Source organism: Gordonibacter sp. 28C (assembly GCF_003339845.1).
Taxonomy (GTDB): Bacteria; Actinomycetota; Coriobacteriia; order Coriobacteriales; family Eggerthellaceae; genus Gordonibacter.
The window spans coordinates 230,654-244,618 of sequence record NZ_PPTR01000004.1; the positions used below are offsets into that span (position 1 = coordinate 230,654).

Below are 13,965 nucleotides of genomic sequence, written 5' to 3' on the forward strand. Positions count from 1 at the left end.
TCCCCTTTCGCCCTACAAGAGATAATAAACAGATGGGTTGGTTCCTCGGTCGGGAAGCAGTTGTTCGTGAGAGCGAGTTGCCAACAATTTAGAGACATCGGATGCTGGATCGTTGAGGTCACCCCAAGTGCGCGCAAATGCCGGACAAGCACTTATGCATTCAGGTTCTTCGCCTTTCGCCAGCTTATGCCAACACATCGTGCACTTCTCAACCACATGTTTCTGATGCGGTGGCACATCCGCATCGCCCACTGAGAACTCAACCGAGTATTTTGGTTCCTCCCAGTTGAATGAGCGCACTCCCGTGTAGGGGCAGGCGGCCATGCACATGCGGCAGCCGATGCACTTATCATAGTCCTGTCGAACCACGCCGGTTTCAGGATCCTTGTAGGTAGCACCCACAGGACATACTTTGACACAGGCGGGGTTTTCGCAATGCTGGCAGGAAATGGTGTAGTACTTCTTATGGTTGTTTGGGAATTGGCCAGAAGGAGTATCCATGTCGGTTCCACCATCGGTGACAACACGATTCCACCAAATTCCCTTTGATAGGTTGTTTTCACACTTGCATGCCACCGCACACGTGTGGCAACCGACGCACCGCTTAGTGTCTATGACTATGCCGTACCTGATATTAGGCATGATCGCTCACCTCGGTTTTCTCAATCTCAATACGTTGCTCAGCAAACTGTTGATTCGCCGTAACAGAATTGATGTAGCGATAGGACAAAGCATTGTAATGCCCCTCGATGGTTTGATCTTTAGACCAACCCTTGGGAATATTCGATAAACCAGCAGGCAATGAATCATCTACGACGGCTTTCAAAGTACAACTGCCGTGATCGTTGTAAGCTCGGACATAATCACCTGTCCGTATGCCGCGCTGCTCGGAATCCAAACGAGATAGATATATCACCGGTTCAGGATCGAGTTCCCTGAGCCACTCATTCCGACCGAACGACGAGTGTACACGAAAACGACCGTGCTCGTTCATGTTCACAATGGGATATTTCGCCGCAGGCTCGCTGTCCACGCTAACTTCGGTTTGCGGACGATACCTCGGCAATCGATAAAAATCAACATCTATCTTCTGACCCCAATCAAAGCGGGGCACAGGATTAGGCTGGTAAAGTTCCATACGCCCTGTCGGCGTAGGCCAGCTTGTACGACCATCTGGTTTTTCGCAATCAAAGGACGGGTTAGTAAAAATCGTTTTTTCCGACTTGAGGCGATCGAGGGTGTAACCGCCTGTTCTGCAGATGTCGTTGTCGAAAAAGCTTTCCATTATCTGCTGCTCCAGGTCATCGGGGTAATACTTACCTGCTCCCATCTTTTTTGCAAGTAGGCGAAATATTTCTGTATTCGTTTTTGACTCATACAGCGGCTCTATAGCTTTTTCGCTAAATTGCGCGAAATGATTCGTACCCGCACCAGGGCCGACAATCCCTTCAAATTCAAACCAATGACACGCCGGAAGAACTATATCTGAATACTGAGCGGTATCCGACATTATGGAGTCTACAGTCACAACGAAATCGAGCATGGGCAGCGTTTCCTCAACGCATTCCGTCAATCCAACGTTGTTGTTTATCGGGTTGCCGCTTAACGTCATCATGGCTTTAATGGGGAACTCTCTGCGCTGATCACCCTCGCCGTAATATCCACTCTTGAGAATATCATGGAATAGCAGCCAGGGCACTTCTTCCATACCCGGCGTACCCTCCGGGGTGACCATTGCGGTATTTCCATAAAACCCTGCCGAAGCGCCCCAAGTAACACCAAAGGAACCGCCACGGACACCGATATTTCCAGTCAAAGCAGACAGGATTGTTAGAGCATGCGCCGTTACATCACCGTCGCAGAAACGGTCAACGCCATACAAAATATGGGTGTAAACAGGTTTCTGGTTAACATATATGTCGACCAAATCCTCTATTTGCTCCGGCGTGAGAGAAGTAATAGCGGATGTTTTTTCAATCGTGTACGATTCTGAAGCCTCATAGATAAGATCGAGGCACACCCTTACCTTAATCCCCTGGATGGTATAAGAACCCGTTAGAGCTGGATCTACAGCTGCATCAACTGCGCAAGGAAGAGAGCTTGCAGAATCCCAGACCACGCAAGGATCTACAAGGGTTTCTTTTCCTGTCTTTTTATCAATGGGGCCCTTAACTGGCTCAACGCCCAAGTCGCTTGCCCTGAGGAATTGCCCATTGTCTTCACGAACAAGGAATGGGGATACGGTTCGCTCGATTATAAACTTTTTATCATAAAGCTGTCTATCAATGATTATTTTAATCATTGATAGAACAAGAGGGGTGTCTGTAGCCACCTTTACAGGGAAAAACTTGTCTGCTTTCGAAGCCGTGGTTGAGAAACGCGGATCGACCACGACAAGCTTCGCGCCCGCCTCCACTGCGTCACAAACCCAGTGCCACTCATGAATCCAGCTTTCACTTGGGTTCGCCCCCCACACGACAAGCGTTTTCGAGTTTTGCGCATCAGACAGGGGGTTCCCGGTAGCAGCGTCGATGTTGTGTCCAAAATTGGTAGAAGGAATATTTTTCGTAACGCGACTAATACCCACAAGCGTTGCAAAGTCGAGACAGTATTCGACGTTGGTCATGCCGAATATATTCCTGAACCTTCCGGCACTCGTGTTGATGCCTTGAGGTACACTTCCCATATCGGCGGTCAGGGATGGGAAGCTAATCGCTTGGGGCCCGTATTGTTCTATGATATCCGTAAACTTGCTCGCTATCTCATCGATGGCCTCATCCCATGAGATACGCTCCCATTCGCCAGCACCGCGCTCAGTTCCTTCAACGCGGCGCATGGGATACTTGATGCGGTGCTCGTTGTAAATCCACTGCAAATGAGAACGCCCTCGCAAACAGGGGCGACGATCCCAATGCTCGTCAGTAGGATTTCTCATGGTTGTTGTTTTTACAAGTTTTCCGTTACGAACGTGGGCGTCCATACCGCAACTTCCGACGTTGCAGTTAATGCGGCAAACCACATGATATACGTCATCTTGACTCGATGTGGATGCGGTGTCGTCCGCTAGCGCTGTTAAACTGGTGGCGCCGAGAATTGCAGATGCGCCACCAACCACAGCAGTGGTTTTGAGAAAGGCTCGACGGGTGAGCCCTGGTTTTGGGCTGTTGGTTCCTGACATATCTCCTCCTTCAAAGATGGTGTCAGAATATCCCTGCGGATAAGTTCGAAGCGAGCTGTTCGCAGCGTTTGATCGATCCTTAAACCTCATACTGCGCACGGCAACCCCAACTCAAGCGCAACCTTATCGGATATCCCCCTTCAGTTCCTAATATGAATTGGCCAAATCCTTGATTGTCATCTTATCACAATGATTTGCGACAATCAATTTAATTGGGCGACATTGTTCGGGGATATACGAAGAGGGTCGCCGCTTACGAAGTATCCCGGGCGGTGCCAGCCATGAAGTTAGCATCTAGCGCTGCGCAGGATCCTTCGATTTCGGCCTTCGGCGACCGCTTGGGGTTGCAATGGCGGAAGGGATGTCGCACCGCCTCCATTCAGGATGCCGGGAAAGCTCTTTTCGCTTCCGCCCAAGCGAAGGGTCAGTTGCTCGCATCGCTTTCGCAATGCGAAAAGCCCGATATGTTCGTGTAAATACATGGCAGCAGTTTACCGGGTCATGCGGAGAATAGGCAGCAAGGGGCAGGCCGGTTGGCACAGCGCAGAGACTCTTCGACTTCGGCTTGCGCCCCAAGATGACAGGTGGTGCTTCACCGCCTGTCATCTTGGGGAACGGGGAACGGCTTCCGTCTTCGCTTGGGATGACAGGCGGGCCGGCTACGCGCGCGTCAGGCCCTTCTGAGGCAGGCGAGCCCGAACCAGCGCCAGAATGTCATCGTCGGCCATGCCGGCATTGGAGCAGGTGCGGATGAGGTCGTCCACCAACAGCTCGACGGGGCTGTCGGCGGCGAGCGCGGCGCCCACGGCGTGCCGCTCGGCCACGAACGTGCCCCTGCCCTTGCGCGTGGAGATGTAGCCCTCACGCTCCAGGTCCATATAGGCGCGGTTCACGGTGTTGTAGCTGATGTCCAGGTCCACCGCCAACGCGCGCACCGTGGGAAGCCGGTCGCCCGCGACGTACGCCCCCGACCCTATGAGGTAGGCGATGCGGTTCTTCACCTGTATCCATACAGGCAAACCGCTGCTGTAGTCTATTTCAAAGGATTCAAGCGGGCTCATACGGGCTTTCTCTCACGTCCTTGGTTAACTTATAATAACAGACGTATGCAATCGCGCGTCTCCGCCCCCCGCACGTCCTCTCAATCAACGCAGACGGAACACGGCAGGCGCCCAGCCTCTGCCGGCGCGGATCGCAGCGCCCGCCTTTCCCGCTGCGGCGGGGACGTGGCGGCGGAGAACCCGCGCGGCCGGCGCATCAGCGGCCGCGAGCCGCGTCGCCCGCCTTCTCCGCAGCGTCGGCGAACCCGTCCGAGAACGAGCTAGGCACCGTGACCACGGCGCTCTTGGACTTCTTCACCGTGTCGTACTGCATGAGCATCGTGCGCAGCTTGAGGGCGGCCTCGGGGTCGCCGTAGATCTGCGCGGCCTCGGTCAACATCTCGGCCAGGTCGGCCTCCACCCCCACCACGGCCATGCGAGCGTTCTTCTCGCGGTCGGCCTGGGCCTCCAGCGACATGGCCTCCTGCAGCTCGTCGGGGATGACGATGTCTCGTACCTTCACCGAAATGATGTCGACGCCCCAGCCGGCCGCCTCCTTCTCGATATCTTCCTTGATCTCCACGTCCAGCTGGTCGCGGCGCAGCGCCACCTCGGCCACGGTCGAGCGGCCCACGGCCTCGCGCATGGCGGTTTGCGCCAAGAACGACACGGCGGCGTAGTAATCCTCCACCTCGGTGCAAGCCTTCTCGGCGTCCCACACCACCCAGAACAGCACGGCGTCCACGGTGACGGGCACAAGGTCTGCCGTGAGCGTCTTCTCGGCGTAAAACGGCGTGGCGATGGTGCGCTGGTCCACGCGGATGGTGCCGTGCTCGATAATGGGGATGGTGAAGTACAGCCCCGGTCCCACGACGCGCGCCAGCCTGCCGAAGCGCAGCACCACCACCTTCTCCCAGGAAAGCGCGATGTGCGTGGACGACAGCACGAGCAGCGCCACCAGAAGCATGGCGACGATGGCCGCAAGGCCGATGCCACCGGTGGCGAGGTAGACGACGCCCAGCACCACGGCGCACGTCGCCACGAACACGGCTATGCTGAAGATGACCGCGCCGTTGCGCGAGGACTTGCGGGGAACGTACGAGGTGGCGGCCCTGATCTCGGCTTCCTTGTCGGTGAGCTCGTAGGGGGCGTCCCGCATCGTGCGGTCGATAGCGCGTCGTTTCATGATCTCGCCTTTCGTCACATCGTCAAACCGAAGAGCATGCCCGGCATCTGCGTCACGTCGTAAGCCGCCGCGCCCACCACGCAGAGCCTCAGCACAAAACCTCCCGCAAGCAAGGCCGCCGCGATCCAGAGCAGCTGCGTGCGGCTGTTGCCGTGCGTGAGATACCGCTCCAGCACGAACGGGACAGCCAGCCCGCACAGCACCACACCACCCCAAAACGCCCAACGCAGGTCGCCGGCCACGAGCGCCTGCGCCGCCAACGCCGTCCCCTCGCCTCCCAGCGCCCAGACCAGGTACGCGGTCAAGACCAGCGCTTCCAACGCAACGAGAACCCCGTCGACGAGAGCGAGGCGTGCGAGCGGACGCGTGAAAGGGTGCCGCGTCTCGACGAACGCCGCGCCGAGAAACGCGCAGGCGATGCCGCACGACAGCGACGACAGCGTGAACACCGTCGGCAGCAAGGGCGTCTGCCAGAACAGCACCGAGGCCAGGCCTTGCAGCAAGACGCCCGTGTACGCCACGGCAACCAACCCGGCCACCACGCCCACCGCCGCCACCGCCCATACGGCGGCGACGCAGATGCGCGGCCCGTCGAGCAACTCGAACAACGAGAACGCCCCGGCGCAAAAGAGCGCGACGGCGAGCGCGTACGCTCCCACGACGATGGCCGACGGCTCGGGGGACGTGAGCAGGTTGATCAGGCGCTCGGGACGGCCGAGGTCAACCAGCAGGCAGAGCATGCCCGCGGCCAAGGCGACGAAGCACACGGGCCAGGCGCATGCGAAGAACTCGTCGGGGAGCGCGAAGGCCCGCTCGATGCGAGTGGCTTCGCCCGGCAGCCGTCCGAAGCGGCGACGCACGTTTGCGCACTCCAAAACGCCCAACACGACAAGCGCGCCCGCCCCGGCGCCGCCGAGGAACAGATAGCTTATCGTGAGCAGGTTGAACACGCGAGCCTCGATCCCCTGCGCGCCCGTCGCACGCACCCGGCCTGGCGCTTTGTCGCAATGTACCAATTCATAGGTATTATAGCATGCGACCGCATATCGAGCGCCATGGTCCAGCAAATGATGGGGCGAATACCCGTCGCGCCAACCCCGCCTGCGAGACCCTGCCGGTTTCGGCCGCATGGCAAAGCCATGACGAACGCACATCGATTCAGGCATCCCACCGCCCTCGCCCGGCGCGCTCTCCATACTCTTCGAAAACAACCGCTACCAGGAGGTGCTCCATGTACCCCGATCTCAACGGCAAGACCGCCGTCGTCACCGGCGCGTCAGTCGGGCTCGGCAACGGCATAGCCCGGCGTTTCCTTCAGGAAGGCATGAACGTCGTCGTGAACTACCACAGCGACGAGCACCGCGACCAAGCTTTCGAACTCGTCGAGTCGTTCGGCGGCGACGGAGGCGCAGCGCGCGCCGTCGCCGTGCAGGCCGACATCTCGCTCGAAGCGGGCGCGGAGAAGCTCCTCGCGGCAGCGCTCGAGCAGTTCGGCGGTTTGGACGTATGGGTGAACAACGCCGGCATCGAGTCGCGCCACCCCACCCACGAGCTCCCGCTCGACGTGTGGGAGAAGACGCTCGCCGTGAACCTGACCGGCGTGTTCCTTGGTTCGAAGGCGGCGCTCGGGCACTTCGTGGAGCGCGACCGGCCGGGCTGCATCATCAACCTGTCGTCCGTGCACGAGCGCATCCCCTGGCCCACGTTCGCGCACTACGCGGCCAGCAAAGGCGGCGTGAAGCTGTTCAGCGAGACCATCGCGCTCGAGTACGCCCACTTGGGCATCCGGGTGAACTGCATCGCGCCGGGCGCCATCGAAACGCCCATCAACGCGGAGAAGTTCGCCGACCCCGACGCCCGCGCCCAAACCGAGCGCATGATCCCCTTGGGGCGCATCGGCACGGTGGAGCAGGTGGCGGCAGCGGCGGCCTGGCTCGCTTCTGGCGAGTCCGGCTACGTCACCGGCACGAGCCTGTTCGTGGACGGCGGCATGGCCCTGTACCCTTCGTTCGAGCGGGGCGACGGCTGATGGCCCGGTGGATGGACCTGCGCCACACGTACAACCTGCCCGGCAAGCTGCTGTTCTCGTGCATCGGCGTCGTGTGCATCGCGCTGGGCACGACGATCTGCCGCGTAGGCGACGTGGGTGTGGATCCGTTCACCGCCATGAACCTGGGGCTGAGCGCGCTTGCGGGCGTGGACTTCGGCACGTTCCAGTTGCTGGTGAACCTGGTGATACTGGTGGCGGTGTTCGCACTCGACCGCTTTCAAATAGGGCTGGGCACGCTCATCAACATGGTGGCGGTGGGATACCTGATCGAGTTCTTCACCTGGGTGTTCGGTTTGCTGCCGTGGCAACCGTCAGGGCTGGCGAGCGCCGGCATCCACCTGGTGGTGGGAACGCTGCTGTTCACGCTGGGCGTGTCGCTGTATCTGAAGACGCGCATGGGCGTGGCGCCCATCGACGCCGTCGCACCCGTCATCGTGGCGCGCACGCGGTTCTCCTACACGCCCGTGCGCATGGCGCAGGACATCCTCGTGACCGCGGTGGCCGTGTTTGCCGGCGGACCCATCGGCGTGTTCACCGTGGTGGCCGCGTTCATGACCGGGCCTTTGATCACGGCGTGGAACCGGTTGGCCACGCTGCACCTGTACCGGCGTTTCCACGTGCTGGACCGTGAGGAACTCGCTGCAGAGAAGGGATAGCGCATGCGACCGGCCGTCCGTCCGTCGCTCGAACGGGCGGTGCGGGGCCAGCAGCGGGCCGAGCGGGCGGGCGCGGCCAAGCCCCCTATCGGCACCGCCAGCGGCACGATGGATAGAGGCCCGTCAAGATCATCGCCGGAAGTCGCCAAGGCGCCGTCGCGCAGCGAGAATCGTCCTTTCCGCACGAAAATCACCAGATTGTTGCGTTCCGGCCCGCTTTCGAGCATCTTCCGCATTGCGCGACGCCCAGGTTATCGGCGTTTGCGCAGGTCGTGAAAAACAGCCTTTGGAAAAGGCTTTCCCGATGCAACATTCTGGCGTTTTTCGTGCGGAACAGGAAGGGCTCGCCGTTCAACCGGAGTCGGCAGGTCAGCCCGAACCGCAGCATAGCAGAGCAGGCGAAGAAAGGAGACGAGGTTTATGAAACGGATGCCGAGGAGCCGCCGCCTGTTCGTAGGGACCTATACCGACGACGGCGCGAGCGAGGGCATATACGCGCTCGCGTTCGACGAGGCCGAGCGGAACCTGCGCGTGGTGAGCGCAGGCATGCACGCGCCGAACCCCTCGTTCCTGGTGCGGACGGAATCGGCGCTCCATGTCGCCCACGAGCTGGCTGACCGGAGCTGCCTCGCCGTCTACTCCGTTGCGGACGACGGGTCGCTCGCCTGCCGCGGCACGTGCTCTTCTCCTGCGGACGCCGGCACGTGCTTCGTCGCCGCGCATCCGGACGGACGCTGCCTGTACGGCGCGAACTACGAGAGCGGATCGGTGGGCCTGTGCCTGCTCGCCGCCGACGGAAGCCCCTGCGGAGGCCTGCCGTCGGTGCGCCATGCGGGAAGCGGGCCGAACCGCGCGCGGCAGAGCGCGCCCCACGTGCACTCGGCGAGTTTCGTGCCCGGCACCTCCTTGCTGGCCGCGGTGGACTTGGGATGCGACACCGTCACGCTGTACCGGGCAGAGGTCACGGGCACGCTCGAGACGCCGCCGGTCGAGACGGTGCACGTGCCGGCCGGTTCGGGGCCGCGCATGCTGGCGTTCCATCCGCGCCTGCCTTTGGCGGCCCTCGTGAACGAGCTGGCGAACAGCGTGCTGCTGTTCCGCTTCGACCGGGCGGGGCGGCATTGGGAGCAAACGGAACGCCTGGAATTGCCCGCTGCGCCCAGGGTGCGCGACGCGCTGGCCGCGCACCCTGCGTTCTCGCCTGACGGACGGCACCTGTACGCGTCGGTGCGCGGCAGCGACCGCATCGCGCTGTTCAACGTCGACGCGAACGGCAGCGCTTCGCTGCAGGCGGACTATTCGTCGGGCGGGCGCGGCCCGCGCCACTTCTCGCTGTCCCCCGCCGGCGACCACCTGGCCGTAGCGAACCAGGACAGCAACGAGGTGGTTCTGTTCGCGCTCGAAGCCGATTCGGGCGCACCCCGCGAGGAGGCTCGGATCGACGTCCCTCGGCCCTCATGCGTCATATGGGACGGGTGATCCCCGGTACTCCTCGGGCCGGTCCGCCGACTCGCATTCAAGGTGCCGGAGGAAGGCGCGGTTAGCCCGCTACCCTGTCATCGCCCCCAGCAGCTGCGCGGCCGCGCGGTAGAACGGCTCGCGAGACTCGGCGGCGAGGTGCTCGGCGAAGCGGGGCATCCAGGCGCGGGCGTGGTCGTCCAGGAAGGACGCGTAGGCCGCGGCCGGGGAGCCACCGGGGAGCGCGTCGGCCGCGACGCCCCCGGGCGGCTCGGCCAGGCCGGCCTCCAGCATGGCCAGGTGCTGCAAAAGCTCGCACTCGGTGGCCGCGTGGTCCAAGGGCTCGTTCGTGCCCTCGGGACGCCCCAGGCCGCAGGAGCGCATGAAGCGCTCGACCTCCATGGAGTGGGGGTTCACGAACAAAAGCGCCTGCACGCCGTCGTCGGCAGCGCGCCAGACCCCCTCGTAGGGGCTGCAGGCCGCGTCGGGCGCGCCCACGAACAGGCGCGTGGCCTCCGCGCGCAGCGCGTGGAGCAGGGCGTCGGCCGTGCGCTCCCCGGCGCCTCCGCGCCGCAGGGGATCCTTCGACTCCGCGCCTGCGGCGCTCCGCTCAGGAGGACGAGGGACTTGCGCATCGACACCGCACTCAGCGAAATGTCCTAATTGGGGACTGTCCCCTTTTAGGACATCCGCCACCTCGGCGGCCGCCTCGGCCCACTCGCCGGAGGCCACGGCCTCGGCCAGCTCCGCGTCCGGGTAGCGCAGCGAGAACGCCAGCAGCTCCCAGGCGGTCGCACGGACGGACCAGAGCGCATCGCTCTCAGGCGTCGGAGCGTTCGCGGGCATCGTTTCCATTTTTATCGCCCCTTTCCCTTTTCAGAACGTTGTAGAACCACTTCCAGTGCACGACCACGTGCACGACGAGCAGCGCCAGCAGCACCTTGGCCGAGATCGCGTGGAGCGGGTCCCAGAAATAGTAGCCGTTCGCGTAGAGCCCGAAGGAGCCGAGCACCGAGCCCGACACCCCAAGACCCGACGCCGTCACCACCACGAAGGCGATCATAGACAGCACATCGAGCACGAGGTTGCCCAGACGCATGGCCGACGGGCTTTTGACCGCCCCTTTCACCGTCTCGACGATCCAGTCGAAGTGCAGCGCGCAGTGCACGAGCAGCACAACGAGCACGGCAAGCCCGAGCCACTCGTGCACGTCGATGCCGGTCAGAGCGGGATTGGCCGCCGTCAGGTACACCACCAGCGCGACCGCATCGACCGCAAGGTTTCTCTTAGCATCCATGAGGGCCCCTTAGAGTTTCCGAACGAGCAGCACCAGGCCGACCACCAGCACGACCGGCGCCAGCACCCACACGTTCAAGCTCATGTCGGAGGGTTGGTAGTACCGGTCCACGAGCGTGTTCCACGCATGGCAGTCGACCGACGAGCAACCGGCCTCAGGACATGCCATCTCGTGCACGCCGTCGGGCTCGGGCACGTTGTCGAAGCCGTGGCACTCCCCCGACGCGCACCCGACGGCCGGACACGGCGAATCGGCCTCGATGGCTTGCGGAAGCCCGACCGAGGGATCGACCGCCGCCCCCGCCGCGAACACGCACGCGCCGACGAGCGCGAAGGCGGCCAGGGTCAGAGCGAGCTTCTTCACCATGGCAGCCTCGTGCCGTCGACCACCTGCAGTTTGAGCTCGCGCACGACCGGCCCGTCGTCGTGTTCCTCCACCACGTTCCACGAGCGCGCCACCGCCACCCCGAGTTCGGCAGCGTCGCTTTCCCAGCGCGGATGGAAGGTCAGGCACCGCCCGTCCTCTTCCACAAGGCAGGAGCCCCCGCGGCCGTCAAGCATCCGACGCACCGGAGCCACGTCGCCGTCGAACACCTTGGACGCATGGTAGAAGCAATCGTCGCCCAATTCGTACAGCAACGGGTCGAGGGCAACGGCACGGTTCAATTGCAGCACCTGGTCGCGGTTCTTGTTTTCGAGCGAGCAGTAGTGCACGCCCATTTCCAGCCCCTCGTCGAGCGCGAACTCCAGCAGCGCAAGGCACGCCTCCTCGCTGCCGGCTATGGGCAGGCCGCCCGCGTAGCCGTAGTTGTACAGAACCTCGAACGGGGGGTTCTTAACCTGGAATCCGCGCCGTTCGAACTCGGGCCAGTTGCGCATTGGAAAGCAGAACTCCAGCAGGTTGATGCCGTGCACGCCCCGCTCGTTCAGCTCCGCCAGAAGCCGCTTCATGCGCTCCAGCGTACCGGGCACCGCCGGCATCTCCACCATGACGTCAAGGTCGAACCGCCGAGCCAACTCTATATCAGCCAACGTCCGGGCCACGGAGGCCTCGCCGTCTTCCAGCTTCACGCTGAAGCGGATCTCGGACAGGCCGCGCTCGACCGCGGCAGCGCAGAACGCCTCGTCTATGCCTGTGCCGGACGTGTAGAGGCGCAGGTGGGCGTCGGGTGCCAAGGCATGGGCCCGTTCGAAGAACGCCAGGGCCTCGTCGCGGCAGAGCAGCGGCTCGCCGCCGGTCAGGCCGACATGCGTTACCTGCGAGCAGGTACGCGCGAAAGCGTCGAGATCGTCGCGCCACGGCGTGTCGCGCACGCAGAACTCCTCGAAGTCGGCTTGGTTGGGGTTGAAGCAGAAGTAGCAATCGTGGTTGCAACGCAGCGATATGAAAAACGTCCGACTACCGCAGTCTCCCACGCAAGCTGCGCATGCGCTGGAAAGGAAGCCCGTCGACACGCTGGCGCCTCCGTTGAGAAAGCGGGCGCCGGCCTCGCGCAGGCGATGGCGCAGCTTGTCTACCGCCGCAACGTGCGCGTCACGCTCGGCGAACGAAATTCCGCATGCCGCGAGCGCGTCGAGGTATTCCCGCTCGATGGCATCGTATTCGGAAAGCCACGCCCCGAGCGTCGGGCGCTTCGCAATCGCTTCATCCATACCACGTCCTCCTTCTCCTCTGCCGAAACGTCCCCGCCGTTCCGCGCGCGAAACGAGCAGCCCCCAGCCCTCCGCTTGCCCGTGCGAGCAGGAGAACCGAAAGCAAGACGCGCCCGCCACGTCGCGTTTCAGGCGAACGTGCGGGCGCTCCGTCAAACGTCGAAAGCATGCCGAACCGAGGAGGGGTTTCGAATCCGGCGCGTTTCGAGCGAACGGTTAGTGCGACTTCTCGGTCGGCTTGAGGGGCAGGTACTTCAACCCCACCAGCAGCATGAGCGCGCCCAGGCCGACCACACCCAGCATGACGCCGAATTCGAGCAGCGAGGGGAAGTAAACCATCGCGCCACCCGCGCTCTGCAGCGCTGCGCCCGCATCGGTCAGCCCCGGCCCGGACACCACGGCCGGCAGATCGAGGTTCGGAATCTGGAATCCACCCACTAAAAGCTGCACGCGCTTGCAGAAGATGCCCACAATGGCCAGCAGGGCTCCCACCACGATGAGCGGGTTCGTGCGCAGCTTCGGCGTGAAGGCGATGACGGCCGTTATGGCGCAGCCGATGACCTCGATCCAGAAGAACAGGGCGAGCGGCCCCGTGGTCAGCATGGCCACGATGTCGGCGCCGGATCCCGCCGGAAACGCCTCGGTCAGCAGGTCGCAACCGAAGAAGTACAGGTCGACGCACACGAACACGCCCAACAGCTTAACCATCTTCACAATGTTCTTCTGGTCCAGCTGCAGGTATCCCGCCTTGCGCAACGCGATGACCACCACGAGCACGAGCGCCACGCCGCACACGAGTGCGGACGACACGAACCAGGGGCCCAAGAGCGCCGTGTGCCACATCTCGCGCCCCTGCTGCAGGCCGAAGATCCAAGCGGTCACGGAGTGCACGAGGATGGCGCACACGAGCGCGATGGCCGAGATGGCACGCAGCGACGTGGCCGATCCCTTGCCGCCCTCGAAGCGCAGCGTGGCCCACAGGTACACGATGGACAAAATGAGGTACGTGGCCAAAACGATGATGTCCCACATGAGCGGCGAACCCAGGTTCGAGTAGGCGAACAGCTCCCATAGACGCAAGGGCTGCCCCAGGTCAACCACCACGAAGCCGATAGCCAGCACCGTGCAGCAAATGGACGTCCACACGGCGATTTTCGAGATGCCGCCGAAGCCTTCCATTCCGAACACGCGCGGCGCGCTGGAAATGATGAGGCCGCCGGCCGAAAGGCCGACGAGGAACATGAAGCACGTGATGTAGAGCCCCCAGGAATCCAGGTTGCGCATGTTGGTGTTCACCATGCCGCTCGACAGCTGGAAGACCCAGAGCGCGAGCCCCGCCACGGTCACCAGGGCCGCGACGACGATGCCGATGTTCAGCCCCTTGCCTCCGAATTTGGCGGCGGGAGCTTTGGCGGACGCGTCCGCCGTTGCAATGTTCTCAGTCATGA

13 protein-coding genes are annotated in these 13,965 nt (G+C 62.4%); 3 read left to right on the plus strand and 10 right to left on the minus strand.

Annotated elements, in window-relative coordinates; all coding sequences use genetic code 11:
• Positions 1–12: 12 nt before the first annotated feature.
• The 5 genes from C1878_RS06970 to nrfD (C1878_RS06990) form a co-directional block, all read right to left on the minus strand.
• Positions 13–642 carry a 4Fe-4S dicluster domain-containing protein gene (locus C1878_RS06970; protein ID WP_114600894.1) on the minus strand — a complete coding sequence of 210 codons (630 nt, stop codon included), beginning with the start codon at positions 640–642 and terminating at the stop codon, positions 13–15.
• Positions 635–3,178, minus strand: a complete 2,544-nt coding sequence (locus C1878_RS06975; protein WP_158539751.1) for a molybdopterin-dependent oxidoreductase — start codon at positions 3,176–3,178, stop codon at positions 635–637. The genes C1878_RS06970 and C1878_RS06975 overlap by 8 nt, the downstream gene beginning before the upstream one ends.
• A gap of 659 nt (positions 3,179–3,837) precedes the next feature.
• Positions 3,838–4,239: a GntR family transcriptional regulator gene (locus C1878_RS06980; protein ID WP_114600896.1), complete on the minus strand. Its 402-nt coding sequence runs from the start codon at positions 4,237–4,239 to the stop codon at positions 3,838–3,840.
• Between the two features lie 196 nt (positions 4,240–4,435).
• Positions 4,436–5,407, minus strand: coding sequence for a slipin family protein (locus C1878_RS06985; protein WP_114601010.1), 972 nt, complete (start codon positions 5,405–5,407; stop codon positions 4,436–4,438).
• A gap of 11 nt (positions 5,408–5,418) precedes the next feature.
• Positions 5,419–6,390 carry an NrfD/PsrC family molybdoenzyme membrane anchor subunit gene (nrfD, locus tag C1878_RS06990; protein ID WP_241963644.1) on the minus strand — a complete coding sequence of 324 codons (972 nt, stop codon included), beginning with the start codon at positions 6,388–6,390 and terminating at the stop codon, positions 5,419–5,421.
• Between the two features lie 245 nt (positions 6,391–6,635).
• On the opposite strand from nrfD (C1878_RS06990), the gene C1878_RS06995 reads away from it, so the two are divergent.
• From C1878_RS06995 to C1878_RS07005, 3 genes are all read left to right on the plus strand, one after another.
• A complete protein-coding gene (locus C1878_RS06995) occupies positions 6,636–7,433 on the plus strand; it encodes a glucose 1-dehydrogenase (protein ID WP_114600897.1) in 798 nt (265 codons plus the stop codon).
• Positions 7,433–8,110, plus strand: a complete 678-nt coding sequence (locus C1878_RS07000; protein WP_114600898.1) for a YitT family protein — start codon at positions 7,433–7,435, stop codon at positions 8,108–8,110. The genes C1878_RS06995 and C1878_RS07000 overlap by 1 nt, the downstream gene beginning before the upstream one ends.
• A 420-nt stretch (positions 8,111–8,530) precedes the next feature.
• Positions 8,531–9,589, plus strand: coding sequence for a lactonase family protein (locus C1878_RS07005; protein ID WP_114600899.1), 1,059 nt, complete (start codon positions 8,531–8,533; stop codon positions 9,587–9,589).
• 69 nt (positions 9,590–9,658) lie between these two features.
• On the opposite strand, the gene C1878_RS07010 is transcribed toward C1878_RS07005, so the two are convergent.
• The 5 genes from C1878_RS07010 to nrfD (C1878_RS07030) form a co-directional block, all read right to left on the minus strand.
• Positions 9,659–10,423 carry a molecular chaperone gene (locus C1878_RS07010; RefSeq protein ID WP_241963645.1) on the minus strand — a complete coding sequence of 255 codons (765 nt, stop codon included), beginning with the start codon at positions 10,421–10,423 and terminating at the stop codon, positions 9,659–9,661.
• A complete protein-coding gene (locus C1878_RS07015) occupies positions 10,389–10,865 on the minus strand; it encodes a DUF4405 domain-containing protein (RefSeq protein ID WP_114600900.1) in 477 nt (158 codons plus the stop codon). Before C1878_RS07015 ends, C1878_RS07010 begins: the two co-directional genes overlap by 35 nt.
• Positions 10,866–10,874: 9 nt before the next feature.
• Positions 10,875–11,231, minus strand: coding sequence for a hypothetical protein (locus C1878_RS07020; RefSeq protein ID WP_114600901.1), 357 nt, complete (start codon positions 11,229–11,231; stop codon positions 10,875–10,877).
• Positions 11,225–12,517, minus strand: coding sequence for a radical SAM protein (locus C1878_RS07025; protein ID WP_114600902.1), 1,293 nt, complete (start codon positions 12,515–12,517; stop codon positions 11,225–11,227). Before C1878_RS07025 ends, C1878_RS07020 begins: the two co-directional genes overlap by 7 nt.
• A 216-nt stretch (positions 12,518–12,733) precedes the next feature.
• Positions 12,734–13,963: an NrfD/PsrC family molybdoenzyme membrane anchor subunit gene (nrfD, locus tag C1878_RS07030; RefSeq protein WP_114600903.1), complete on the minus strand. Its 1,230-nt coding sequence runs from the start codon at positions 13,961–13,963 to the stop codon at positions 12,734–12,736.
• Between the last annotated feature and the right edge of the window lie 2 nt (positions 13,964–13,965).